The sequence below is a fragment of the Anabaena subtropica FACHB-260 genome (genome assembly GCF_014697105.1).
Taxonomy (GTDB): domain Bacteria; phylum Cyanobacteriota; class Cyanobacteriia; order Cyanobacteriales; family Nostocaceae; genus Trichormus; species Trichormus subtropicus.
On the sequence record NZ_JACJRF010000007.1, the window covers coordinates 99,673 to 125,541 of the forward strand.

The window sequence follows — 25,869 nt, forward strand, 5'->3', positions numbered from 1 at the left end:
AAATTCCCACCGTGTAAAGTGGCGATGGCAAAACACATATCATTTTGACATTTTCTAGTCTGGTGTGGGGAGATGATAATCTAACCAGTTGTGCGATCGCTTATACTCAGCGCTGTCTATTATATGATTACTGAACCACTCCTCAAGTATCAAAATGCGTGAACTTTACCCACCCATCGAACCTTACAAACAAGGTAAGTTACGAGTTTCCCAATTACACACTATTCATTTTGAAGAATCAGGAAACCCCCAAGGTAAACCCATAGTTTTATTGCATGGTGGCCCTGGTGGTGGCTGTCCTCCAGTTTATCGGCAATATTTCCACCCCGAAAAATGGCGATTGGTGATGTTTGATCAACGTGGCTGCGGTAAAAGCCAACCCCATGCAGAATTGAGAGAAAATACAACTTGGGATTTAGTTAGTGATATTGAAAAACTACGAGAGCATTTAGGAATAGAAAAGTGGGTGGTTTTTGGTGGGAGTTGGGGCAGTACTTTATCATTAGCTTATAGTCAAACTCACCCTGAGCGTTGTTTAGGCTTAATTTTACGCGGGATATTTTTACTCAGACAAAAAGAGCTACGCTGGTTTTATCAAGAAGGTGCTAGTTATATTTTTCCTGATGCTTGGGAGGAATATCTGCAACCAATTCCTGTAAATGAACGAGACGATTTACTCACAGCTTATTACCAACGTTTAACTAGTCCAGATTCACAAGTTAGACGAGAAGCGGCTCGTGCTTGGTCAATTTGGGAAGCTAGTACTAGTAGGTTATTTCCTGATACGCAGCTAAAGCAAGCTTTTGGTGCAGATAATTTTGCTGATGCTTTTGCTCGAATTGAATGTCATTACTTTATTAATCAAGGATTCTTCAATTCTGAAGATCAATTACTATTAAATGTTCATCGTATCCGCCATATTCCATCGGTGATTGTCCAGGGGCGTTATGATGTGGTTTGTCCTATGGTATCAGCTTGGGAATTACATCGGGCTTGGACGGAAGCAGAATTTATTGTGGTTCCTGATGCTGGTCATTCGATGAGTGAAGCGGGGATTCGTAGTGCTTTGATTGAGGCGACGGATAAGTTTTGATATATTGTAGACGATAAGTTCCATGTAAACAGCTATCAATAATTAAGCATCGAATGCAAAGCACACAACTTTCTTTTTTTCCTAATGAAGAGGAGAATCAATCTACTAAAAAGCAAAAAAAACCAAAATTAGGACGTTATGAACGGATAAAACGTGAACTAGAAAACAATGACATAGATCCTTACAAGAAATTTATTGATGTCAATACCCCACTAATAGCAACATCTCAATATAATTTTGTGGATCTATTTTGTGGAGCAGGAGGAATTACCCAAGGACTAATACAGGCTGGATTCCAAGCTTTAGCTAGTGTAGAAACTAGTTCAATTGCTTCTGCTACACATCAAAGAAATTTTCCTCATTGTCATCATTTTTGTGGAGATATTGAACAATTTTCTCCAGAGAATTGGTTGAAACAAATTGGCTCTCCTGAAATACATCTTGTTGTTGGTGGGCCTCCTTGTCAAGGGTTTTCGGTTGCAGGTAAACGTGACCCTAAAGATCCGCGTAATCGTCTATTTTATGAATTTGTCCGGGTAGTATCAGAAATACGCCCGTGGTATGTAGTTATGGAAAATGTACCAGGAATACTAACTATCCAAAATGGAAATGTCAAGCAAGCAATTATCGAGGCTTTTGAGTCTATTGGTTATCCCAATATATCTGTAGCAATTTTAGAATCTGCTGATTATGGAATACCACAAATTAGACCAAGAGCAATTTTTATTGCTAATAGATTTGGAATGCCAAACCCTTATCCCAAGGCTCAGTTATCACCTGAAGAATATAAACCTATTGAATCAGCTATTTCTGACTTACCAGAATATACTCCGATACCAGAAATAAATCATCAATGGACTAGGCATTCACCAGAGTATATGGAACGTATTGCTCAAGTACCCCCTGGCGGTTCTTTGTATCAAAAATATGTTGATGCCTTTAAGCGTCAATATCCTGGTAAGCCAAGCATGACTGTTAAAGAAAATCATGGCGGTACTCATATTCACCCATATTTAAATAGAGTAATTTCAGCTCGTGAGATGGCAAGATTACAAACATTTCCAGATTCATTCATTTTTGAAGGGACTATGAAAAAAGCAATGTGGCAAATTGGTAATGCTGTACCGCCACGTTTAGCAGAATGTATCGGCTATGCACTAATACCTTATTTAAATAAGATTGCGCTTAATACTAAGAATAAAGTTGATGTTATTTGTATTGATCAGACTGAGTTAGTGTTTGATTAATAGCGTTACGCCATACTTCAAAATTATACCAACCACATCCAACACAACCTTCTTCTGCTTCAGCACCACGTTGATGTAGAGAAGGCCAATCTTCTCCACCTTGATACCAAAAATGGATGCCTATAGGTGTACCTCTTTTACCAGTTTTGATACAGCGCTCACAACTTCTCGATTTTAAAAGATTGTGATTACCTGATGTGTCTTTTTTTAACAATTGAAACTTTTGCTTAATTTCATCATCACTCATAGAAGTTAAGTGTGGAGGCTCACTAGCTCCCCAACGTTCCATCGGGAATCGATGATCAATTACCAATTCATGTTTTTCTCTCTGTCTTTGTTCTATTACATCTGTATAGGAATAAACTTGTAAAATTCTCTCAACTAAAGACGCTGGTATATTTGATGCGGAATTAGCTGATTTAATCTCTCCTGTCCATTGATCTCCTAAGCGTACTTGCTGACAAATTGGACAGTAATTTTTGGTCGTTTCAATTACAAGACCTGGACGACTCCTTGTCCCACGTTGTAACCCCTGAATACCTCCACCACCAGCGTACTGATTTGAGCCTATTTTCTTACCTTCACATTCCCTACAATGCCATTTTTCATCTGATAAGAGGTTAAAGACTTGTAGTTGAGTTGAGTTTTGTCTGAACTGGCGCTGAATTATCTCTACTAGATTTTGTTCTTCATTCACTGTCTTCTATCAACTTCTATTTCTAGATTTTCTAGAAGAACAGAAACACTTATGCCTAAACCATTAGCAAGGCTAACAAGAGCAGTTAGGGACGGATTTCTGACTCCGCGTTCTACACCAGATATGTATGTACGGTCTAAGTTGGCGCGTAGTCCTAATTCCTCTTGTGAAATTCCCCTCTCTATTCTGTGTTGTCTCACAAGATAACCTAAAGCACTGAGAATCTTTTGTTTCGGTTCATCCATGTGCAGATTCTCAGTGTCTATGGACTATCCGTCTACGGACGATGTGTCACATTGCAATGTATTACCTAGCTATCCAGAAAAAATGGGAGAATGAGCAGACTTCAAAATTTATCGCCATGAAATTTATTGGTGTTGATTTAGGTTGGAAGTCTCAACCGAGTGGTTTATGTTGTCTGCAATTAACTGAGGGTAAGTTAGAGATAGTTGATTTAGATCGTCAAGATGCGATCGCTCATATTTTCGCCTGGATTGATACCTGGGTGCAACCAGAAGAATCAGCCATCATTGGTGTAGATGCACCCACCCTCATACCTAACTTGACGGGAAGTCGTCTCCCTGACAAACTCACCCATAAGTATTTCGGTAAATATCACGCCGGTTGTTACCCAGCCAACCAAGGTCTAGCCTTTGCAGAACGGACTATAAATTTTGGTTTAGAATTGGAGTCTCGTGGTTTTGTCCATGCACCCACAATAGAAGCGCAAAAATTAGGCAGATATCAAATAGAAGTCTTTCCCCATCCGGCAATAGTTCAGCTATTCAGTTTAGATCGTATCCTTAAATATAAAAAAGGGCGCATCAGTGAGCGCCGCTTAGAATTAATTAAACTTTATCAATATATTGTGGATATCCTCCCCAACCTTGAGCCTGCTTTGTGTGTAAAAAAGTTGTCTCTTGGTGAAATTCCCCACACAGGTGCAGAACTGAAAGCTGCCGAAGATAAACTAGATAGCTTAATTTGTGCTTACGTAGCTGCTCATTGGTGGTATTGGGGAGAACAACGTAACCTAGTATTAGGCGATCGCACTACTGGTTACATTGTCATCCCCAGAAACATTGGGAGTGGGGAGTAGGAGAAGAACTAGGAATCGGGGCAGGGTGCAGGGGGAAAAGGCGAAAGCTCTCGCCCTTGCTCCCTGCGCCCTGCTTCCCTGCTCCTTTACTCAGCCCAAGCAATCAATCTGGGTTCATAAGGACTAGACAGGTGTGGGTGTTTTGGCAATACGCGCAAAGACAAGCCTTGTAAACCAGAGGTGGTATACAGAATATTGGCAGTATAAACACTTAATCCATTAGTATCTTGTCCTTGATAATCCATGACGACAGGTACAGCGTTGACAATATCACCATTGGCATCAATGGAACCTTGATATAATTCGACTTGGACATCATCATTGTTTAATGTTGTCAAATCTACTTTGGCTTTGACTGCAACGGTTTGATTAACTTCAATATCTGCACCTGCGGATACATCGATATCTTTGATTTTGATATTAAACCAGTGGTCACTAAGTTTTGCTTTCCAATCGGCTAATTCCTTAGCTGGGGCATAATTATCAGATGTTACCGTGTGATAGCGATCGCTTGCGGGGAAGTAAGCCCGTTGTGCATATTCTCGCACCATCCGCGCTGTATTAAAAAACGGACAGTTTAACCGGATAGCGTCTTTCATTTTGGCAACCCAAGGTCTGGGTAAACCATCAATATCGCGGTGGTCGTAAAATAAGGGTACGACTTCTTTTTCCAGTAAATCGTAGAGAGCATTGGCTTCTACTTCATCCTGGTAGTTGGGATCGTCGTAATTTTCCCCATGTCCAATTGCCCAACCGGTGCGCACGTAATCGGCTTCATCCCACCAACCATCTAACACACTCAAGTTAGGTAAGCCATTCATGGCGGCTTTCATACCGCTAGTACCGGATGCTTCTCTGGGACGGCGGGGTGTGTTTAACCAGATATCACAACCAGCAACCATCAGCCGAGAAATATGAATGTCGTAGTTGGGAACAAACACTATTTGTTTTTCTAAGTGTTGTTCATGGATAAAGTGATTAATTTCGCGGATAAGTTCTTTCCCCGGAATATCTTTGGGGTGGGCTTTACCAGCAATGACAAATTGTACTTTGCGGTCTTTGTTGCTTAGTAAAATGCGTTTAATGCGTTCAATGTCGCGCATCCACAGGGTAGCGCGTTTGTAAGTGGCAAAGCGGCGGGCAAAGCCTATAGTCAAGGCATTAGGGTCGAGAACTTCTTGGGCTTGGACAATTTCGGAGGCCGAAGCACCGCGATCGCGTAGATGTTTGACCAAATGGTCACGCACATACAGTATCATGTCCAAGCGGCAACGCTCGTGATTGCGCCATAATTCCTCATCGGGAATTGCCTCCATCCGTTCCCATAATGGGCTATCTGGTGGTGCTGATGACCAATTTGGCCCCAGGTAGCGATCGTATAATTCCTGAGTTGATTTAGCAACGCAACTACGGGCATGAACACCGTTAGTAATTGCCGCAATAGGTACTTCCTCAACAGGAACCTTTTTCCACAAACCTTGGAACATTTGCCGGGAAACCACACCGTGTAACTGGGCTACACCATTAGAAAATGTCGCCATTTTCAACGCCAGCACCGCCATACTGAACGGCCCAGATAAATCACCTGTATTTTCTCGCCCCAGTCCTAAAAATTGCTCTTTGGGTAAGCCAAAGATGTCTGCATAGTAACCAAGGTAATACATAATTTTGTCCGGAGGGAACAGGTCAATTCCTGCCGGTACAGGTGTATGGGTAGTAAAGATATTGCTAGAGCTAACTACTTGTTTAGCTTCCGCATAACTCAATCCCTCTTGTTGAATCAACAAACTGATGCGTTCTAGGGCCGAGAAAGCAGCATGACCTTCATTCATGTGGTAAGCCGTGACTTGATAACCCAAGGCTTTCAACATTTGTACACCACCAATACCCAACATAATTTCTTGGTGGATACGCATATCGATGTCGCCACCATAGAGTTGATCTGTGATGTCGTGGTCGTATGGGTTATTAGGCTCAATATTTGTGTCCAGCATATACAGGGGTACTGTTCCCACCTGTACCCGCCAAACTCTGGCATATACCTTGCGTCCTGGGTAATCTACCGCAATCCGCAGTTCGGAACCGTCGGGATTGCGTTCTAGGTGCAATGGCATATTGTAGAAATCGTTAATCGGATAACGTTCTTGCTGCCAGCCGTCGGCATTGAGATACTGGGCAAAGTAGCCTTGCTGGTACAGTAAACCCACACCGACCAAAGGTAGCCCTAAATCACTAGCTGATTTCAGGTGATCTCCTGCCAGAACGCCCAAACCACCAGAATAAACCGGTAGACAATCTACCAGTCCAAATTCAGCCGAAAAATAGGCGTAACATTCTTTTGGCTTCTGACTGCGCTGCTTTTGATACCAGCTGCGCTCTTGTAAATAGTCCTCTAATTGACGGTTGGCACGATCTAGCTGTGCCAGGAACCCTTCATCTTCCACGACTTCCAAAAGCCGACCTTGACTGATTGTACCCAGCATTAATACGGGGTTGTGATGGCTAGATTCCCACAAATCTGGGTCTAAGCGTCGAAATAAATCTTTGGTCTCAACATTCCAATCCCAGTGTAAATTATACGCCAGTCGCCGCAATGGTTCAAGTCGCGGAGGCAAAGAAGGAGAAACGTTGAATGTGCGAATCGGCTGCATAGGTTAGCAAAGCTCCTAGTTTAGCTATGGATATTGTTCACTGTCTTTCCCCAATGTTGCCAATTCTTTATACTATGTTTGTAAAATTGCCATGACTTTGTTAAGGAATGGAAATATTCCCGTCTACAGTTTGTATCCTTTGTGGTGAAGGTGTTTTTCCTGGGCCTCTGGCTGTAGATCCTGATACCTAAACTCAGAAAATTTAAAGATTTTCTTAAGAATTATTTAATTGTCAGTAGTGAGTTGCTTGTGTGAATTAAGTAAAGCGACGTTAATAATTCAAGGTTTGTAATATTCATGTAGTGTATTGTCGTAGACAAAAGCTCTGCGAATACTACGAATTCAACTACAGTTATTTGACATTGCTGAACATGGTTCATACTACCATCTACTTATTTATTTGTTAGTAAAAATTTATCCTATTTTGCGGTTTTAAAGTATTTAGAAAAATTGTAAGTCTAATTTTTCATAATAGCTCTGATAAGTCTGATCTGATACCTAAATGACGTTGATAACTTCCTGAAATTTCAATTAAATATATACTTGTATTTAGTCAATAAATAATCTGTGAAAAATTAATTCAGCAATATGTAGCCATATTTACATAAAAACCCATTTTTGTGATGAGCAACACATCAAATTTATCAGACATAAACAATATTAAATAAACTATTTCTTGAGGGTGAGACACTGAAAATAAAATGTGTTATGCTGGTGAGCAATTATTATTGTCAAAATCCATTCATTTAACCATACTCTTGATTAGATTGGTTTGTAAATCATCAGTGTGCAACATGATGAAAGCAGCATACTCTAAAAATTCGTTGCCGGAGAGTCGTCATAGCAATCGGGGAAGCGCTTACTTGTTTGCACCGATGGTAAATTTTAATGTGATGGCTGAAGTTGGAGATAATCCACCATAACTTGGTTCTATTGAGATAAAAGACCAAGTAACATTCAACACAAATTACATTTTGATATATAGGCAATTTTTTTGACAAAATTTTAATTAGTCTGTGCAGAATGTAGTTCAGTTGACAAAAGCTTGTTAAATTGGTTTATGAAAAAATAATTGGCTGAATATGAAGCAGATGCCAGGCTAAAAAGTAATACGGCAATCTGTTCCTATTAACTAATAACAGTTCAATTAGTCGCACTCAAATATCCAAACTTACAATTGAATAGTTTGAGGTTAGACACTGTAATGACTTGAGTATTAGCTTTGGTATTGATGGAAACAGAAACAGCAATATCATAGCTCAAATTGATAGGTAAATACTGTTAATATGTCTTGTCATAAACAAGACATCTGACAAAATTGAGATGCTGGAAAACTGCATATTGTTTTTGGTATTTCCTGCAAAAATTACTGATGTCATAAACCTATAGCTTGGCTCCAAAATACTTGGAAGCATATCCAAATTGGTGGGTATATTTATTATGTATCAATACCCATTAGATTTAATACTGGATAAATATCAGGATAATTAGCACTACAAAAAAAGATACATATCCAACACATCAGCAAAATTCTTCACACCATTCATCGGATAAATTAATTATGAATAATCAGAGATATTCTGCAAAATTCCAGCGATTCCAAGAACTTTTGGCAATCACTGCATTCGGGAATATCCCCACACTGCTACTAGGAACAAAATTAAGAAATATCGTATATCGAACTATTTTTGCTCACATGGGTAGCTCAGTAAATATTCAACATGGAGTGGAATTTATCAGCGCCCGTAATATTGAAATTGGCAATGGTGTACATCTATTTAAAGGCGTACGTCTTGATGCTAAGGGAGACTCCAATAATAAAATTTGTTTAGCGGATGGAGTAGCAATTGAGCGCAACGTTGATATAGGGTGTTTAGACAATACTTGTATTCACATTGATGTGGAAACCTTCATTGGTTCTAATGTCTGTATTGCTGGGCCAGGAGATATCAAAATTGGTAAGCGTTGCATGATTGCCGCCCATTCAGGTATATATGCGAACAATCACAATTTCACAGATCCGATATTGCCGATCAAATACCAAGGTGTGACTCGCAAAGGTATTGTGATTGAAGATGATTGTTGGTTAGGACATGGAGTAGTAGTATTAGATGGCGTAACTATTGGTAAGGGAAGTGTGATTGGTGCAGGCGCAGTAGTTACCAAAGATATTCCTCCATTATCCGTGGCTGTAGGTGCGCCTGCACGAGTGATCAAAAGCCGTATTGCCCAAGATTTAGTGACATCCGGTGATTAGTAGGAACTGGGGATTGGTAATTGGAGATTGGGTATTAGGTGAGTTGAGGGTGCATTTGCGAACCTCTATCCATTAACCTTTAGTAGTTTATCTTCCAGACGGGAAACCTCTGTCTGAAGAAAACGTCACAAGATGAACTAGTCAATCAATTTTGGATTTTAAATTTGCGATTGTTGGATTGACCCCGACCACAAGGGACAATCGATTTTCGACCTTGGATTACCGATTTTGGAGTGAATCATCTTCTAATCCAAAATTTAAAATTCTGCGGGACGGGGCTTGTAGCTTGCTTCTCCGTATGAGTACCAAAAACTAATCCAAAATCTAAAATTGGCACGGTCAACAACTATATTTAGCGAAGGTCATCTACAAAGTTATAAAAACTGAGCATCAGCCAGAAAGCCAAACTATCTCACGCCTAAAGAGATGCAGCTGAACATGGTCTTAAGCCTCACTGTAGCCCTCTCAAAAAGTAACGAGATGCGGGTAATATAAAGGAACTACCTTTTCTGCATGGCAGATACTGAGGACAAAGCTCTACCTTTTGGAGATATCGCAGATGCTCACTTTAAAAATCGCTGTTTATATTGTTGTTGGTTTCTTTGTGGCTATCTTTGTCTTCGGATTCTTGTCTAATGACCCAGCTCGTAACCCCGGTCGTCGGGATTTAGAGTAAAAGCCAGACAATTGATCCGTGACCGCCGGAAGTTAGAAAACATCAGACTGAACAAACACTACCTGCCAACGATTTTTCTTTTGCAGTGTAGTGTCTCCCTCCGGGGAGGTTAGTAAGCCGAAGGTGAATTCATTCCGGCTATTAATTGGCTATTTGTTAGGTTGATTGTGTCCCAATATGCTTCATCCAGTTCTGCCGCCTGCACCGCCTCCTCTTGTTGAATCCATACAACCTGCAAATTCCACTCCATCTGCTAGTGAAAGTCAATTTCATTTAGTTAGTGAAATTGATCCCAGCAGCCAAAACACGCAAGAAACTGCCAAATCGCCAAAAAAACAGAGCCAAAGCTCAACTGTAGAGAAAACAGAAGATTCTTTGCAGTTTCCTAGTTCTACTAGTAATACGACAGATAATTTAATCACAGATCCCGTTCTAACAAAACCCAGTACACCAGAAACTTTTACCCCAGAATTTACTCCTCTAACCGCTTCTAATAGTGCTGTTAATTTGGGTCAACCCCAGGGAATTGGTTATTCTGTTCAGAACGAGATAGATTCTAATTCGCAAGTTTTTCCTACAGCAACAAAGCCCCAGAATTTATCCCCTCAAAAAGCGCCAATAGCATCGGCATTGACTAAGCAAGAACAGAAAGACCAAGTTACTGTTCAACAGACTGGGGACAAAATTAATATCTCTGTATCTGCTGCTGATCAGGTAGTTACTAATCAACCAATTCAAAATGTAATTGAGTTTAAGTCTCGTAACTCAGTAAATAAGCTTTCAATACAAACTGTCACATCACCATCTATTAGCCCACAAGCACAGTTACCAACACCAAATCAACCATCTCCTATCCCCAACAATACACTACCAGCCCGCCAGAGAATTGTAGAAGTGACTTCAGATAGGCAGGAGTACGATGAGCAAAGACGCATCATCACTGCTGAGGGGAATGTATTAGTGCGATTTGATGGAGCAGTGCTGGATGCCGATCGCGTACAAGTCAACTTGGATAACTTAATTGCCGCCGGGGAAGGGGATGTAGTCTTAACAAGAGGCGATCAGGTATTACGGGGACAACGCTTTACCTATAATTTTGTCCAAGACAGTGGGGAATTAGAAAACGGTAGTGGGGAAATCAACGTACCCTCAGCATCACAAGATTTTGCTTTCTTACCCACGGATATTACAGCTGGTGGAGTGCCACAACAACCACCAGGCGATCGCATTCGGACTGACCAACCTCTGACTAATGTCAGTAGTCCTGGTGGTATTGAATTTACAGTCGGGGGTGGAAGCGATGCTAGCAATCTCCCTCCCCCAAAAACTGGGGGTGAGGTGAAGCGCATCAGGTTTGAAGCCAGCCAAATTGAGTTCTATCCCCGTGGTTGGCAAGCCCGAAATGTGCGACTCACAAATGATCCATTTTCGCCCCCAGAATTGGAATTACGGGCAGATACAGTCACCGTAACGCGGGAGGCTCCCTTAATTGATCGTGTGACTACACAACGACAGCGCCTAGTCTTTGACCAAGGTTTGACTCTACCAATTCCCATAGATCAGCAGAAAATTGACCGTCGAGAACGAGATGCAACACCATTTATTGTCTCTCCTGGCTACGATGGCGATAGGCGGGGTGGTGTGTTTATTGAGCGTGGTTTTACACCCATTAATACAGACAATACTAGCTTGCAAATTACACCCCAATTCTTTGTACAAAAAGCGATACAAGGAGATGCTAATGTAGCAGAGTTATTTGGTGTCAAAGCTAGATTAAATTCTGTATTAAGTTCACGGTCTGTAGTGGAAGGGATTGGAGAACTCACTAGTTTTAACTTTGATGAGCTAGATGAGAATTTAAAGGCGAGTGTGCGTTTACGCCAAGCTTTAGCCGATAGCAATCCTCACGTAGTGAATTGGGAATATAGCTACCGTGATCGCCTCTACAACGGTACACTTGGTTTTCAAACAGTCCAAAGTAGTTTGGGTGGTGTAATTACTTCTCCAGTTATTCCTCTGGGAAAATCTGGGATTAATCTTAGCTATCAAGCAGGCGCACAGTATATCAACGCCAATACCGACCGCTTAGACTTGCTAGACCCAATCCGTACCAATGATCGGATTTCTCTTGGTCGTTTACAAGGTAGCGCCGCCCTCAGCACAGGATTTTTGCTGTGGCAAGGAAAACCACTACCACCCACAGCCACAGAAGGTTTAAGATATACACCTACTCCTGTCGTTCCTTATTTACAGGCGATCGCTGGTGTTACGGGTACTACGAGTTACTACACTAATGGCGACAACCAAAGCACCCTAATTGGTACAGTTGGTTTAGTAGGGCAACTTGGTCACTTTTCTCGCCCCTTCCTAGACTACACCGCTTTTAATATCCGCTACTCCCAAGGTTTAACTAGTGGTCTATCACCCTTTTTGTTTGACCGCTATGTTGATGACAAAGTACTAAGTGCCGGCATTTCGCAGCAAATTTACGGCCCTTGGCGCTTGGGTTTTCAAACATCAATTAACTTAGACACGGGTAGGGAAAGTAGTACCGACTACATTGCTGAATATAGCCGACGCACCTACGGAATTACCCTGCGCTACAATCCAGTACTAGAATTAGGTGCATTTAGCATCCGCATTAGTGACTTTAACTGGACTGGTGGCACAAATCCATTTTCTGATGGCGAAGTTAGACCTGTTGTCGGTGGTGTACGTCAGTAATGAAGACTACCTTTTTTGATAAACCACTGACAACTAACTATTGACTATTTAAAGGTAAAGTAATTGTAAATGTAGTACCAATACCTTCTTGAGAGCTAATATTAATTCTGCCATTGTGGGCTTCGACGCATTTTTTTACTATTACTAAACCTAGCCCAGTACCCTGAATTGACTGAGAATTGGAAGCTCGATAAAATGATTCAAATAGATGAGCTTGGTCTGCTATGGGAATACCAATACCTTCGTCTTGAATCCGAAAAATTGCTACACCTCCAGTTTGATCACAAGTTAACTCAAACCTAATAGTTTCATTTTGGGGAGAATACTTGACGGCGTTAGAAAGTAAATTCACAAATATGTAATGTAATAGTCTTTCATCCATGCACGCATCTGTAGAGTCACCGTGACACGTAAAAATTATTTCATGTCCACTAATCTCTACGGTTGTAAATTCTTCTATTAATTCTTGACAAAATTCTTTCAAATTCAATTTTTCCAGGTTACATTCAACTTTTCCTGCTTCAGATTTACCCATGAATAGTACATCTTCCATTAGTAATTTCATGGATTGCACAGCACCTTTAATTCTTTTAATATATGTATTTTTCTTATTTTCTGTTAAATTTTGCCCTTGCAATTCTATAAGCTCTATTGCTGTTTGAATTACACTTAAGGGATTGCGAAATTCATGAGAAACCGTGGAAATGAACAAAGATTTAAGATTATTTAGTTCGCGTTCTTTTTGCAATGCTTTCTCTAGTAATTCTGTTTGTCGTCGTTCGCTGAGATCCCAAAAAACAATTACCACACCATTTAGTTGGTTAGGTACTCCCATAATGGGTGAAGCACTATCCCCAATTGGTACTCTTCTACCATCTTTAGTAATTAAAGATGTAAACTCTTCTAAATAAACAACTTTTTGTTCTCTGATAACTCTCGTGACTGGGTTTTCTAAAACCGTTTCTGTAACTTCGTCAACAATATTAAAAATGTTGGATACGTCATTTCCTAAAGCATCTGTTTGATGCCAACCAGTCAGCACTTCGGCGGCTGGATTCATAAATGTGACATTTCCACGCTCATCGGTGGCGATAACAGCATCACTAATCGAATTTAAAAGCGTTGCTAACCGATCGCGATTTTCTCGTATGTCACGTTCTAAGCGATGTTTTAGCAAACCTATTTCAATAGCAATACGTAAATCTTTGGAGTTAAATGGTTTTAAAATATATCCAAATGGTTGGGTAATTTTCGCTCTTTGCAAGGTATTGTCATCACCGTAAGCAGTTAGGAAGATAACAGGAATATCTAAATGCTCACGAATATAACTAGCAGTAGTGATACCATCCATGTCACCTTTGAGGATAATATCCATGAAAACTAATTCTGGTTTAGTATCTATTGCTTTAGCGATCGCCGCTTTCCCAGAAGACGCTGTACCTGTAACAATGTAACCTAATTGATTAAGTTGACTAGCAATAGTTCTAGCTACAATCACTTCATCTTCAACAACTAAAATTTTGACTTGCTCCATTGTGAATTAATGCGGAAATTGAATTTTAAATGTAGTTCCGGGTTGACGTTCGATGCTCACAGTACCTTCTAGTTGTTCTGTTGCTAAATCATAAACTAACGAAAGACCTAAAGAATCTGTATAACGCCAATCTAAATTATCTGGTAAACCGATACCATTGTCTTTAATAGTCATCTCAATGTTTTTATCTACCTTTTGTAAATCAATTTTTATCTTGCCTGTTTCTTTTCGAGGAAAAGCGTGCTTGAGGCAATTCGACAGTAGTTCATTGATAATTAAGCCACAGGCAATAGCTTGATCAACGCTCAAATTAATCGGACTAAGATTAGTTTCTAAACTTATTTTTCCTGGTTCTACTTGATAGGATATTAAAATGCTAGTGGCTAAATTATTGATATACTCAACAACATCAAGTTGTCCAATATTGGGAGAAGTATATAAATTTTTGTGAATCATGGAGATTGACTCAACCCGGTTTTGGCTTTCTCGCAGAGTTCTAATTAATTCAGGGTCTTTGAGTGTTTGGGAATGAAGTAGTAATAGTCCAGAAACTATTTGCAAATTATTTTTAACTCGATGATGAACTTCTTTGAGTAAAACTTCTTTTTCCGCTAAGGCGCTTCTTAAGCGAACTTCTGCTTTTTGACGTTCAGCCAATTCATTTTGGGCTTGCTGAAATATGCTCGATTGTTGGATAGCGATCGCAATAGGGACGGAAAGTTGATCAAGTAAGTCTAGTTCTTGTTCTTCCCATTCCCTTGGAGCCGAACATTGATGCGCTATTAACAAACCCCAAAGCTGAGTTACAGTATTACCTCCACTAACTTCTAACAGAATGGGTACAACTAAGTTAGCTTTAACCTGAAACTTTTCTAATAAATTCAGATGACAATTAGTGAGTCCTGCTTTATGTATGTTAGCGATCGCCCTTTTGCGTCCTTGGCGATAATCCACTCCTGCTCCTGTCTGGAAACAATTATCTTCAATCTCTGAGCCTAGAGCAACTATCCAGCCAGGATTTACTGATTCTGCTACAATTTCACCGCTCATATTTGGGGCAAATTGATAAACCACAACCCGATCAACCCCAAGCAAGTCTTTGATTTCTTTGACTGTAGCATCAAGAATATCTTGCAAATTCAACGATTGACGAATCCTTTGAGCAACCGCACGCATTAATCGTTCTCGCTCGATTTGCCCTTTCAAAGCCTGCTCAGTTTGCTTCCTAGCGGTAATTTCTTTGCCGATACTAATGATTTGACCGTTGGGAAGTTTCACATTTGTCCAAGAGGTATCTAGCAACCGCCCATCTCGTCCGTGAGTTCTAAAATCGCTCCAAACACGTTCCGCAGAATGAATAAAATTGATGACAAATTGACGATATTCAGGTTGAGGATATAACTCTGTGAAAATATCAAGAGTTTGATAATCTCTTAAACTCCAACCTAAAAGACGCTCTAATTCTTGATTTACCCATTGCACCTGACCTTCAGGACTCATGAGTGCAATCATCAAGGGTATACCAGTAAAAATACTTTGTAAGAGCGCATTTTGTTCTTGCAGTTTAGCTTCGACATTTTTGCGTTCTGTGATGTCGTAGAGGACAGTTAAAATTGCATATTCATTGTTGAAATTTAAGTATTGAATCGAAGCGATCGCCCAAAATGAAGTTCCATCATATCTTTTGAATTTAATATCATAATTCTGGAGTGAACCATTTTGGCTTAGAGCTTTTAAAACTTGCTGTTGATGTTCTGGATGTTGATACAATTCTGAAACATTTCGATTGACTACATCTTTTGTAGATAACTGGAATGTTTGCAAAAATTCTGAATTAGTATATAAAATTAAGCCATCATAAACGCGAGAAATGACTAATGGTACAGGAATTGCTTCTAGAATTGTTCTGAATCTATTTTCACTTTCTTGCAGATTTCGTTCTATTTGGATATGTTCAGTAATATTTCTGACATCAACTAAAAAGGCTGCATCATCTGCGTATTGTATATTATTTATAGCTATTTTAACATCAATATTCTGTCCATTTTTTAAGTGATGCTGACATCTCATCACACATGGAAATTCAACACTTATTTGTTCTATATTTTTAATTAAATTAGATACAAATTCTGGCGGAAAAACTTTAGTTATCTGTATTTGTAAAAACTCTTCCTGCGAGTAACCATATTGTAGAATAGCAGCTTGATTCACTTCTAAAATTTGCAGAGTCTGCCGCTCACATATCCACATTGGACGGGGATTATTCTTAAATAAGAGATGAGCATCTAAGGGGCTTTTATTAGTAATTTGCTGGCGGTGAAACTCTAATTGTCTCATTATTTGACGTGCTAATCGCTTTAATATTTCTTCTTCCCGCAAACTCAAGTTACGAGGAGTGAAATCTATCACCGCTAGACAACCCAAAGCAAAACCATCGGAGTTAATTAAGGGAACTCCTGCATAAAACCGAAAATAGTGTGGCTTTGGCGATGAACTACTGTCGTTCGTAGACCATTGCACAAGAGAATTTTCTGTAAATCGTTCATCTTGCCAAGTATCTGGAATAATCAATATGTCATTATGCAGAATTGTATGAATGCCAAAACAGATATTACGTGGTATTTCTAATTCATTAATTCCTACTTTTGATTTAAACCATTCCCTTTCGGAATCTAAAAGACCTATCAGAGCAATTGGTGTATTACAAGTGTCAGCAGCAATACTTACCAGATCGTCAAACACTTCTTCTGGTGGTGTATCTAAAATCTGATATTGATAGAGCGCTTCTAAGCGTTGGCCTTCACTGTCTGGTAACAACATTATTACTTTTATTATTAATAATTTGTGATATAATGTGTCGCTAACAAGCAATCACAGATTAGTATTGAATTAATTTATAAAATTATTTTAAATTATTCCACACATAACTTAGTCATCTAATACTGTGACCCAGTTATTTTGGTGAAAAATATTAATGTTGCGATCGTCAACTATGGAGTGAGCTTATCGCAAAAATTAAACCTATGTCAATGGATGATTGGAGTTAGTCAAAATGTTTTATTACTAAAAAAATCATTATTTACCAGTACTTCTATCAGAATAAAGTCGGTACTTGCAAGGAAAATAATTACTCTTGTTAGAAATTTTATATACATGAGGATTATATATAATGTTTATTTAAATAAATAATGGATATTATCCTTTTCCTTGACTATAAGTAAATGATTTATAGGATTAGTATTTGATTTTTTAAATATGAGTAGGGTGAACATTGCCTACCGTATCATGGTTTTAGTGAATGGCGCGTAGCTGCGCTAAAGAGGGATTTAATTTGTCATATCACGTAGTTTTGGGAATCCCTTCCTCTTTAGCGCTTGTGTAATTTTAGAACTAAAACTCTATCCCTTCATCTCATCTTGGTCGTCCTAAAGTTGTGATGTAAAGAACTGCTTCATCATCAGGAATACCTAATACTTCATTTACTTGGTCATCGAAGAAGCCACCAATACCACTGACACCTAAATTCAGTTGAATCGCGGCTAAATTCAAGCGTTGTCCTAAATGTCCGGCATCCATGTGTAAGTAGCGATAAACACGATCGCCATATTGAGTGATTGCTGATTTTAAATCGGCTGTATGAAAAAGTACTGCGGCGGCATCTCGCCCAAGTTCCTGTCCTAAACAGAGGAAGTGTAACTCTCGACGGAAGTTCTTAAACCGGATTTGCCTTAATTCTTGGGCTTTGGGTGCGTAATAATAACAACCAGCTTCCAGTCCTTGGACTCCGCAGACAGCAATAAAGGTTTCGATTAAATTTAAATCAAAATAGTCTGGGGAATTATCTAGACTTTGGTCGATATAATTTTGGGGTTGATAGGTAAAATCGAGTAAAGCTTTGAGTTCATCGAAGGTCAGCTCGTCACCATTATAAGCACGGGTAGAACGTCGCTTGTGTATGGTGATTTCCAAATCTGACAGCTTTTCTCCCCAATATATAGGTGTAGAGGCGGTAGGAATCTTCAGGCAGAAAGGAAAATTGTATTTGTCCTCCAAGGATCTTTCTTGTGTAACTGTTGGTAAATTTAGCTTGCCGGTAATACCAGCCGAAATTTGAGTATGGCGATGAAAATATTTCAGCAGTTCACCATCAGGAATCTGAGGATAATTAGTTTCTGTAGCTGAGGGAAGGGCTGTACATCCTGGTGATAGATTTTGCTTAATATCTAATAAATCTGCCAGAGGTAACACAGCGATCGCTCCCTCCTGTAACGGATCGATATATAGTAAATCATTGACAGCCTCATCGATAAAACCACCAATCAAGTGAGGACGATAATCAGTGATAGCAGCCGCTAATTCGATATTACCCAAAAGATGTCCCGTATCTAGGCAAATTCGACGATAAGCCCGGTCTTCATATCGCCACGTCGAACGATAAAAAACCGCCGTGATAATAATTGCCAATTGAGTATTTTCTAAAGCATGATGCCAAAAACAAGCCTCTTGTAAACCTTGCCAAACATCGCTTTCCCAATAGTGCATCAGGGAATGAGTCCGACATTGGTAGTTATATAGCCCTGGTGGTAATAGTGGTGTACCACGGGATACTACATACATCTCTGCCGGATACAACCCCCCCGCACTGGGTGCAGCACGTAAATACACCGTACTTCCCATCGAAGGCATTCTGGCAGTTAGCCCATAACTACGAAACAGTAACCGCGATAGCCTTTGCCACCATTGACTATGAGGGTCATTGATAAATGCCTCTGGTGTTTCTTGCAAGTAGGGTTTGAGGTCAATAGCAGAACCGATTTTATACTCTTTAAAAGGCACTGGCTGTTTAGTCCAATCTAACCTCTGACTTTTGGAAGCAATAGTCTCAGGGTCGTATTTAGTACGTTCGTGATAATGTTGAGCAATTGATTGGTGTATTTCTGGCATAGTACTTTCAATACCCTTATGACATCCTCATTTTGATCTTGGCATTCATCAGTCCCATTATTTCGTGTTAATTAGTACATTCCTCGGAAATCCGATTGTGTAAAGAGACAGGGAGCAGGGGAAAATAAAACTGACCCATGACCAATGACCAATGACTAATGACTAATTAGATGATTACGCCGCCAACGGTAAAAGCCATAGACTCCAGCAGCTAAAATCAACAAATAGGGACTGTAGACCATTAACCAAATACCCAACTTGAGTAAGCTGACAGTGAAATTCCCCAGGGAAGAAGTAGATTTATTCCAAGTTTCTTGTATCTGCAAAGTTACCGCACGTTGAGGACTAGTACTAGAGACGGCTGCTTTGAGATTTAGAGTAATAGTGGAATAGGCGACTTGATTTTGTAAGTTTTTCAATTGAGCATCGATTTGTTCAATTGATTGTCTAACATTACTGAGTTCTTGAGCAACAGTGAGTACATCTCTGACAGAACCTGCCCGATCCATAATTTTTTGCAAGTTGGCTTCAGTTTTGCGTAAATTAATTAATCTGGCTTGGAAATCTACCAATTGATTCCCTACATCTTCCACAGTGATATTACGGTTTTCAACTGTGCCTAATTTAGCTAAATCTGCTAATGTTGGTTCTAGTAAATTCTGCGGCACTCTTAGCTGTATCGTGGCGGTATGACGGGCATTTTCTTTTGTAGGTTGTTGTTCCTTTAAACCGATTAAGTCTCCCTGCTGGTGAGTAAGAATTTGCGTGACTGTATCAATACTTTTATCTACAGAGTTGACAATCACAGTTATCGCCGCTTTTTTAATGAGTTGCGGACGGGAACGGGGTACGGGTGCAGCTTCCGCCTTTTGTACCACATTATCAGCAAGCCTAGAAGCGGGTAAAGATGCAGCTTGATTGGTTACATTACCTGGAGGTAATGCTTGATTGGACGGTACAGGAATAGACGAGCAACTTGTAAAAATTACTCCTCCCAACAAAGCACTGACAAATAAAGTTGATTGACGTGGTAAAAGAGTGAAAGTTTGCATAATCTATTCCTAGATAGTTGGAATTAACCATCAGTATTACTGAAAGCAAAATCTAAACTAGGGATTGTTGCAATTTATGTAACACATAAGGAAAAAATATATCTCCTAGATGAATTGTCAAAACCTCTCTAACCAGCTAATAGATAGTTAGTGGTGCTATGAAATAAAGCGAAAAGCATGGAAACTAAACAGCTAGGAAAAACAGGTGTATCTGTCAGTGCAATTGGTTTGGGTGGAATGCCAATGTCGATATATAATCGACCCCCAGAATCAGATTCCATTCAAGTTATCCACCGAGCTTTAGATTTAGGGATTACATTCATTGACACCGCCGATTCTTATTGCAAGGATGAGTCAGACAAGCACCACAATGAACGGCTAATTCACAAAGCACTAGCCAGTTATCATGGTGATGTTAGCCAAGTGATTGTGGCGACCAAAGGCGGTTTAATGCGTCCTAATGAAAGCTGGACACGCAACGGAAATCCAGAACATCTGCGTCAAACCATTCGTGTTAGTTTTGAGGCTTTGGGCGGTGAAAAACCTATTGATGTTTGGCAATACCACTCCCCAGATCCGGAATATACTATCGAAGCATCACTTGCGCCGGCAAAAGAAGCTGTGCAGGAAGGTTTGGTTAGATTTGTAGGAGTTTCCAACTTTTCTGTAGAACAAATTAAACGAGCGCGGGATGTGGTGGATATTGTCTCAGTGCAGAATCAATACAGCCCTTGGGAAAGACAGCCAGAAAAAGACGGAGTTTTACAGTATTGTGAACAGGAAGGCTTGACATTTTTACCTTGGAGTCCGTTTGGTGGTCGTCGTCGCCATCAAGATTTACAAGATATTCCAGCGATCGCGGAGTTAGCCAAAACCAAAGGCGTATCGGTATACTCTATTGTATTAGCCTGGTTACGTGCCAAATCCCCCGCAATTTTGCCCATCCCCGGCGCCAGTAAAATATCCAGCATCGAAGATTCAGTCAGCGCCATTAATGTCAAACTAACTGACGAAGAGGTACAGAATATTTAGTCCATAGTCCAAAGACCTTATCAACTACTTGTACCCCTGGTAACACAATTTGGGGTAAAATCAAAGACTTGCCAATAAATGATGCTTGCTGACAGGAGATGCTTGTATGGCCCGGATGTATTATGACGAAGATGCCAATTTAGACCTTTTGGCTGGAAAAACCATTGCAATTATCGGCTATGGTTCTCAAGGTCATGCCCACGCTTTAAATTTAAAAGATAGTGGATTGAATGTGATTGTGGGGCTATATCCGGGTAGCAAGTCAGCAGAAAAAGCCCAAGCAGCTGGTTTAACGGTGAAAAGTGTGGCTGATGCTGCTAACGTTGCTGACTTCATCATGATTTTGTTACCCGATGAAGTGCAGAAAACAGTTTACAAAAACGAAATTGAACCCAACCTGCAAGCAGGAAATGTGTTAGCTTTCGCCCACGGTTTCAATATTCACTTTGGGCAAGTTGTACCACCTGCGGATGTAGATGTAGTGATGGTAGCGCCAAAAGGCCCTGGGCATTTGGTACGACGGACTTATGAACAAGGACAAGGTGTACCAGCGCTGTTTGCGGTTTATCAAGATGCTAGTGGCAAGGCACGCGATCGCGCATTATCCTATGCTAAAGGTATCGGTGGTACTCGTGGCGGTGTTTTGGAAACAACTTTCCGCGAAGAAACTGAAACCGATTTGTTCGGCGAACAAGCTGTATTGTGCGGTGGTTTGAGTGCTTTAATCAAAGCCGGTTTTGAAACTTTGGTAGAAGCAGGTTATCAACCAGAACTAGCTTATTTTGAATGTCTGCACGAAGTTAAGTTAATTGTTGACTTAGTGGTAGAAGGCGGTTTAGCTAAAATGCGTGACAGCATTTCCAATACTGCTGAATATGGTGATTACACCCGTGGGCCTCGGATTGTTAACGAACAAACTAAAGCCGAAATGCGGAAGATTCTCAGCGAAATTCAATCAGGGCAATTTGCGCGGGAATTTGTGTTAGAAAACCAATCTGGTAAACCCGGATTTACTGCTATGCGCCGTCAAGAAGCTGAACACCCAATTGAAGAAGTTGGTAAAGACTTACGAGCAATGTTTAGTTGGTTGAAGAAAGTTTAAAACATTCTTTTAAATTGCTAATCAAGACGCAACAGCAACCAAAACTGCTTTGCGTCTTTGTTTTTTTGGTGTTAAATTGTCAGCAAAATACTAAATTTAAATTTATGGCAAACCATAAGTTTCAACCAGTGCTGAGTATACTTGCTGTTTTACTATTGACTTATCCACTTACTCAAGCGCAAGCACAGCCACAACAAAGACTTTTACCCTTCTTTGATAATGAAAATAATCCTGTTCCTGTAGGTTTTCCTAGAGGACAGCAGGTAGATATCACACCACCACCACCACAGTTAAATTCCTTTGATCAAGCTGTAATAAAAACCTGTGGCCCTATCGGTACGAAAGTTAGCCCTAATAAATTTAAACAGTTATTATCTACCTATCCCAATATCTTACAAAGGCTGCAAAAAGTTAGTGGTGGTGAACTACGTCCGGGGCGCCAAAAAAAGGCTCAATTTCTCGAAGACTTAACTAATATTTGGTTTCAACGTAAGGGTTTTGAACACATCTTTTGTGGTGAAATATATAACGCCAATGATATTGGGGGCTTACATTTTCACGGCAGATATTTACAATTACAAAAAGAAGGTATTGGCGGACGTTTACCAAATAATCAAAGGCGGGAAGAAGTTGTTCCTGGTGTGATTTATACATTAGGTGTTGTATTGCAACAAGGAAATCGGAGAGTTACAGATGTCATTAAAGGTTATGGCTATCTCAGCAACGCCGAAGAAATGCTCATAGATGCAACTCAAGCATTTAAAAAACAAGGCAATAAAGAAGGCGCTTGTATTTATAATGTACGTGACCAAGAAACAGGTAAAACTTTTCCCACAGTTTTTGTGAGGAAAGACAAGGCAATTATTACTTTTTATCCTGATGCTACTCCCCAAGGGACAAGGTGTAGAAAATAATTCGTAATTTGTGATAGACCTATGGATCAAGATCCAAAATCATAATAAATAGAGTGAGCCACAAGCTCACTCTATGACTAATAAACATATAGAAAAATAACGACGGAGATTAACGGAATCTATCAGGATTAAGGCGTGCAGGGGCTTGGTTTGGAGATTGACGACGAATGGCTACCCCATTTCTCAGGCTTCTAGCTGTTCCCCCATCTCTGGTGTCGAGGTAAGGCTTCAAATTTATCCCGCGTCTGGATGAACTTACTCGATTACTACCATTACCTAAAAGGGTGTTACCCAAGTTATAAAGATCGTTGTTGTTTCCTCTATAAGTGTTGACAGCCGCAGTTTGCTGTCCGCTATCAGCAGTAACTAAGTTTTGGAAGACGTTATTACGCACTGTGTAGGGGTCTTGGTTGCGCGGTACAGTCAGTACAATCCGACAGCGTTGGTTTGCGTCGGTTGTGACACAAACAACATTTTCGTTATTTTCTACAGATACCTGGAGTTCTTGTAAGCCATCTGGACGGTAGGATTCTAAGCGGCTAGCGATCGCTTGACATCGGCTTTGGGTATCCCAACCACCGCCTAAAGTTCTGGGTGCTGCCCAAGGAAAGTATTGTCCTGGTTGGCTTTGGGGTTGATAGACTACTGTGTGTTGTCCGTTGATCACCTGGCAGCTAAACCTAACTGTACCGTCAATATTTGTGGAAGGATATGTATTTGTTGATGTATCTGTGGGATAGGGATAGGGTGTATTTGTAGGTGTTGATGAACCTGATGGTACAGTTGGCACCACAACATCATCATTAAATTGTGCTAATGCTACTGAATTACCCAGGAAAAAAGATAAACCTAGACTGCCCAACAAAGCAAATTTCCAGCTTTTAGATAACATGAATGCTCCTCCAGTGACAAAACAGTAATTAGTCAATAGTCATTAGTCAGCAGTCAATAGTCATTATTTTATTGCTTTGGACTGTGGACTATTGACTATCCCAACAAGAAATTTATGATATGTAGCTTTAGTCCTAATTTAGTTGACGCAAAATTTTACTTTTAGTTCATTCGGTAGTCTGCTTTTTTTCTTTTTGTTCTTTTCTATCTTTGAGGAGTTTGTTTACTTTAACCTTAATTTCTGCATGGCGTTGTACACCTTCGTAGGCGTAGCGATTATAACTGCTGCGAGAAATTAAGTTTTCTAGATAACTAACGCGCTCATTTCCACCTGGGTGGGAAGATAACCAACTGGGAATGTCATATTTTTTTTGTTTGTCTAATGTCACCATTAAATTCCGCAAGCCATCGGCAGCATAGCCACTAGCAACAATTAGGCGTGTGCCGAGAATATCTGCTTGTCGTTCCATCTCACGGCTGTAATCGAGTGCAAAAAGTTGCCCAATTGTGCCACCAAAGGGCAGATATTGAGTAACGTTAGAGATGAGGTTTCCTTGAGTAACTAATTGAAAGCCGTGGGATAAGACAACATGAGATAATTCGTGTCCAATTAATCCAGCTAGTTCTGCTTCGGATGTTGTTTTGGCGATCGCGCCTGCATTCACAAAAATTTTTCCTCCCGGCAAAGCAAAAGCGTTAAGTTCTTCTTCGGGAATGACAAAAAATTCATATTTAAATTCATTTCTACCAGCGACTTTCGCTAGTTTCTGCCCAATATCATTGACGTAGGCTAAGATATCATCGTCTATGACTAAAGGTAACTGTTTTTTTGCCTGTTTAGCTACGGATTCACCGATAGATTGTTCACCTTGTAGTAGCAAAATGGTGGAGTCAAGGGCAGAAAATGGCCCTAATAAACTACCTGTAACTGCATAACCCAAAGCACCTGTAATCACGTTGCTAATGACATTACCTCTAATTTCCGAGCGAATACGAGATTGATAACGTTTGAGATTATCTTCGGCTAATTGAGAAAATTCTGCGGCTTGGGGGTTGTTAGGGTTGAGAATAGCAAATTGTCTTGCAGCTAAAGACGCTTCCATCCATTTTTCCGCTCCAGCCAAGGCGGTAACTCTGGCTTTAGTTATTTCTGGTTGATTGGGATAAAGGGATGATGCTCGTTCTAAAATGTCTAGTGCTTCTTTGCTGCGATCGTATTGGGTGAGAACTTCAGCATAGCGAATATGACCAGGGATAAATTCGGGATGCTGTTCAACCAATAATTGCAGAGGTACTAAAGTTCGCGTCTGTAGTTTCTTGGCTATCCCCGCCTCTGCTTCTCGCCAATATACCTTACCTGCTGGTGATAATTTTTTAGCATCAAGGATTGCTGGTTTCCGTTCTTGGGGTATACCTGTCTGAGTAAAAGGTGCTTTTACTTCACGGTAAATTTTTTCTGCTTCGGTGATTTGTCCTGCAAGATAAAGGTTATCTGCTTCTGTGAGTTTTTGTTGACGGACAAGTTCTTCTGGAGTTAATTGAGGTTCCGCCGATGGGGACGGGCGTTTTAGTGCATCCCTGAGCTTTTGGTCATTTGGGTTTTCTGGGTTGGGTGTGTTGGTTTGTTCAGTGGGGGCTGGAGGTTCTTGGGCTGGGACGGGTGCTATCGGTTGGATGAGAATAATTAAAAGCGTTGTACCAACTGACAACAAGACCCAGTTCAAGGCTCGCAGCACAGACTTACTGATCCGCTTCATGCTGAGTTCCACCTAATACAAAAGGCTCTTATATTAAGGGTATGAGCAATCAAGCTAATCCGACTAGAGCGATCGCTCTTGCTTTACAGTAACTACACTCTTGAAAAGAGACTCTGCCGTAAAAGCTATGGGATATTTTTTTACTTAATTAGAAAAAAGAGAAAAAAAAAGGCAGACAAATTGTCTGACCTTCAGAATT

Annotated in this window: 19 protein-coding genes; 10 read left to right on the forward strand and 9 right to left on the reverse strand. The window is 40.2% G+C overall.

The genetic code is table 11. The features are described from left to right. Window positions 1-154: 154 nt before the first annotated feature. The gene (pip, locus tag H6G18_RS06225) at window positions 155-1,093 is read left to right on the forward strand and encodes a prolyl aminopeptidase (RefSeq protein ID WP_190406220.1); all 939 of its coding nucleotides are present in this window, start codon (window positions 155-157) and stop codon (window positions 1,091-1,093) included. Window positions 1,094-1,146: 53 nt separating this feature from the next. Beyond that, a complete protein-coding gene (locus H6G18_RS06230; protein WP_190406221.1) occupies window positions 1,147-2,340 on the forward strand; it encodes a DNA cytosine methyltransferase in 1,194 nt (397 codons plus the stop codon). On the opposite strand, the gene H6G18_RS06235 is transcribed toward H6G18_RS06230, so the two are convergent. Next, entirely contained in the window at window positions 2,303-3,037 is a 735-nt protein-coding gene (locus H6G18_RS06235) for a restriction endonuclease (protein ID WP_190406222.1), read from the reverse strand. The two genes, H6G18_RS06230 and H6G18_RS06235, sit on opposite strands and share 38 nt — an antisense overlap. Next, the gene (locus tag H6G18_RS06240; RefSeq protein ID WP_190406223.1) at window positions 3,034-3,282 is read right to left on the reverse strand and encodes a helix-turn-helix domain-containing protein; all 249 of its coding nucleotides are present in this window, start codon (window positions 3,280-3,282) and stop codon (window positions 3,034-3,036) included. Before H6G18_RS06240 ends, H6G18_RS06235 begins: the two co-directional genes overlap by 4 nt. 116 nt (window positions 3,283-3,398) lie before the next feature. Here H6G18_RS06240 and H6G18_RS06245 point away from each other — a divergent pair, with 116 nt between their 5' ends. Next, complete coding sequence (locus H6G18_RS06245) at window positions 3,399-4,136, forward strand: DUF429 domain-containing protein (protein WP_190406283.1); 738 nt, start codon at window positions 3,399-3,401, stop codon at window positions 4,134-4,136. 86 nt (window positions 4,137-4,222) lie between these two features. Here the strand turns inward: H6G18_RS06245 and glgP are convergent, their stop codons facing one another. Beyond that, window positions 4,223-6,787 carry an alpha-glucan family phosphorylase gene (glgP, locus tag H6G18_RS06250; protein WP_190406224.1) on the reverse strand — a complete coding sequence of 855 codons (2,565 nt, stop codon included), beginning with the start codon at window positions 6,785-6,787 and terminating at the stop codon, window positions 4,223-4,225. A 794-nt stretch (window positions 6,788-7,581) separates the two neighbouring features. Between glgP and H6G18_RS24990 the strand changes: the two genes are divergently transcribed. The 4 genes from H6G18_RS24990 to H6G18_RS06265 all read left to right on the forward strand — a co-directional run bounded on the left by H6G18_RS24990 (window position 7,582) and on the right by H6G18_RS06265 (window position 12,444). Then, window positions 7,582-7,710, forward strand: a complete 129-nt coding sequence (locus tag H6G18_RS24990) for a hypothetical protein (RefSeq protein WP_277875571.1) — start codon at window positions 7,582-7,584, stop codon at window positions 7,708-7,710. Window positions 7,711-8,348: 638 nt separating this feature from the next. Continuing rightward, window positions 8,349-9,044, forward strand: a complete 696-nt coding sequence (locus tag H6G18_RS06255) for an acyltransferase (RefSeq protein ID WP_190406225.1) — start codon at window positions 8,349-8,351, stop codon at window positions 9,042-9,044. Window positions 9,045-9,603: 559 nt separating this feature from the next. Next, window positions 9,604-9,720 carry a photosystem II reaction center protein I gene (locus tag H6G18_RS06260; RefSeq protein WP_190406226.1) on the forward strand — a complete coding sequence of 39 codons (117 nt, stop codon included), beginning with the start codon at window positions 9,604-9,606 and terminating at the stop codon, window positions 9,718-9,720. A 177-nt stretch (window positions 9,721-9,897) separates the two neighbouring features. Then, the gene (locus H6G18_RS06265; protein WP_190406227.1) at window positions 9,898-12,444 is read left to right on the forward strand and encodes a DUF3769 domain-containing protein; all 2,547 of its coding nucleotides are present in this window, start codon (window positions 9,898-9,900) and stop codon (window positions 12,442-12,444) included. 37 nt (window positions 12,445-12,481) lie between these two features. Here the strand turns inward: H6G18_RS06265 and H6G18_RS06270 are convergent, their stop codons facing one another. From H6G18_RS06270 to H6G18_RS06285, 4 genes are all read right to left on the reverse strand, one after another. After that, window positions 12,482-13,978 carry a hybrid sensor histidine kinase/response regulator gene (locus tag H6G18_RS06270; RefSeq protein WP_190406228.1) on the reverse strand — a complete coding sequence of 499 codons (1,497 nt, stop codon included), beginning with the start codon at window positions 13,976-13,978 and terminating at the stop codon, window positions 12,482-12,484. 6 nt (window positions 13,979-13,984) lie between these two features. Further along, entirely contained in the window at window positions 13,985-16,798 is a 2,814-nt protein-coding gene (locus H6G18_RS06275; RefSeq protein ID WP_190406229.1) for a PAS domain S-box protein, read from the reverse strand. 591 nt (window positions 16,799-17,389) lie between these two features. Beyond that, entirely contained in the window at window positions 17,390-18,922 is a 1,533-nt protein-coding gene (locus H6G18_RS06280; RefSeq protein ID WP_190406230.1) for a SagB/ThcOx family dehydrogenase, read from the reverse strand. A gap of 155 nt (window positions 18,923-19,077) precedes the next feature. Then, window positions 19,078-19,974, reverse strand: coding sequence for a DUF4349 domain-containing protein (locus tag H6G18_RS06285; protein WP_190406231.1), 897 nt, complete (start codon window positions 19,972-19,974; stop codon window positions 19,078-19,080). A 177-nt stretch (window positions 19,975-20,151) separates the two neighbouring features. On the opposite strand from H6G18_RS06285, the gene H6G18_RS06290 reads away from it, so the two are divergent. The 3 genes from H6G18_RS06290 to H6G18_RS06300 all read left to right on the forward strand — a co-directional run bounded on the left by H6G18_RS06290 (window position 20,152) and on the right by H6G18_RS06300 (window position 23,022). Further along, on the forward strand, window positions 20,152-21,006 hold the full coding sequence (locus tag H6G18_RS06290; protein WP_190406232.1) for an aldo/keto reductase: 855 nt from the start codon (window positions 20,152-20,154) through the stop codon (window positions 21,004-21,006). A 106-nt stretch (window positions 21,007-21,112) separates the two neighbouring features. Then, window positions 21,113-22,108, forward strand: coding sequence for a ketol-acid reductoisomerase (ilvC, locus tag H6G18_RS06295; protein ID WP_190406233.1), 996 nt, complete (start codon window positions 21,113-21,115; stop codon window positions 22,106-22,108). A 104-nt stretch (window positions 22,109-22,212) separates the two neighbouring features. Continuing rightward, complete coding sequence (locus H6G18_RS06300; RefSeq protein ID WP_190406234.1) at window positions 22,213-23,022, forward strand: EndoU domain-containing protein; 810 nt, start codon at window positions 22,213-22,215, stop codon at window positions 23,020-23,022. Window positions 23,023-23,131: 109 nt separating this feature from the next. Here the strand turns inward: H6G18_RS06300 and H6G18_RS06305 are convergent, their stop codons facing one another. Both H6G18_RS06305 and H6G18_RS06310 read right to left on the reverse strand, forming a co-directional pair. Next, window positions 23,132-23,914, reverse strand: coding sequence for a COP23 domain-containing protein (locus H6G18_RS06305; protein WP_190406235.1), 783 nt, complete (start codon window positions 23,912-23,914; stop codon window positions 23,132-23,134). 166 nt (window positions 23,915-24,080) lie between these two features. Then, a complete protein-coding gene (locus H6G18_RS06310) occupies window positions 24,081-25,670 on the reverse strand; it encodes a M48 family metallopeptidase (RefSeq protein ID WP_190406236.1) in 1,590 nt (529 codons plus the stop codon). Window positions 25,671-25,869: the final 199 nt, after the last annotated feature.

Excerpts from the sequence above, each read along its gene's own strand:
- H6G18_RS06285 (WP_190406231.1), bottom strand. The coding sequence starts at position 19,974 with ATGCAAACTTTCACTCTTTTACCACGTCAATCAACTTTATTTGTCAGT.
- H6G18_RS06300 (WP_190406234.1), top strand. The coding sequence starts at position 22,213 with ATGGCAAACCATAAGTTTCAACCAGTGCTGAGTATACTTGCTGTTTTA.
- H6G18_RS06230 (WP_190406221.1), top strand. The coding sequence starts at position 1,147 with ATGCAAAGCACACAACTTTCTTTTTTTCCTAATGAAGAGGAGAATCAA.
- H6G18_RS06255 (WP_190406225.1), top strand. The coding sequence starts at position 8,349 with ATGAATAATCAGAGATATTCTGCAAAATTCCAGCGATTCCAAGAACTT.
- H6G18_RS24990 (WP_277875571.1), top strand. The coding sequence starts at position 7,582 with ATGATGAAAGCAGCATACTCTAAAAATTCGTTGCCGGAGAGTCGTCAT.
- H6G18_RS06240 (WP_190406223.1), bottom strand. The coding sequence starts at position 3,282 with ATGGATGAACCGAAACAAAAGATTCTCAGTGCTTTAGGTTATCTTGTG.
- H6G18_RS06290 (WP_190406232.1), top strand. The coding sequence starts at position 20,152 with ATGGAAACTAAACAGCTAGGAAAAACAGGTGTATCTGTCAGTGCAATT.
- H6G18_RS06305 (WP_190406235.1), bottom strand. The coding sequence starts at position 23,914 with ATGTTATCTAAAAGCTGGAAATTTGCTTTGTTGGGCAGTCTAGGTTTA.
- ilvC (WP_190406233.1), top strand. The coding sequence starts at position 21,113 with ATGGCCCGGATGTATTATGACGAAGATGCCAATTTAGACCTTTTGGCT.
- H6G18_RS06245 (WP_190406283.1), top strand. The coding sequence starts at position 3,399 with ATGAAATTTATTGGTGTTGATTTAGGTTGGAAGTCTCAACCGAGTGGT.
- H6G18_RS06310 (WP_190406236.1), bottom strand. The coding sequence starts at position 25,670 with ATGAAGCGGATCAGTAAGTCTGTGCTGCGAGCCTTGAACTGGGTCTTG.
- glgP (WP_190406224.1), bottom strand. The coding sequence starts at position 6,787 with ATGCAGCCGATTCGCACATTCAACGTTTCTCCTTCTTTGCCTCCGCGA.
- H6G18_RS06280 (WP_190406230.1), bottom strand. The coding sequence starts at position 18,922 with ATGCCAGAAATACACCAATCAATTGCTCAACATTATCACGAACGTACT.
- H6G18_RS06265 (WP_190406227.1), top strand. The coding sequence starts at position 9,898 with ATGCTTCATCCAGTTCTGCCGCCTGCACCGCCTCCTCTTGTTGAATCC.
- H6G18_RS06270 (WP_190406228.1), bottom strand. The coding sequence starts at position 13,978 with ATGGAGCAAGTCAAAATTTTAGTTGTTGAAGATGAAGTGATTGTAGCT.
- H6G18_RS06260 (WP_190406226.1), top strand. The coding sequence starts at position 9,604 with ATGCTCACTTTAAAAATCGCTGTTTATATTGTTGTTGGTTTCTTTGTG.
- pip (WP_190406220.1), top strand. The coding sequence starts at position 155 with ATGCGTGAACTTTACCCACCCATCGAACCTTACAAACAAGGTAAGTTA.
- H6G18_RS06275 (WP_190406229.1), bottom strand. The coding sequence starts at position 16,798 with ATGTTGTTACCAGACAGTGAAGGCCAACGCTTAGAAGCGCTCTATCAA.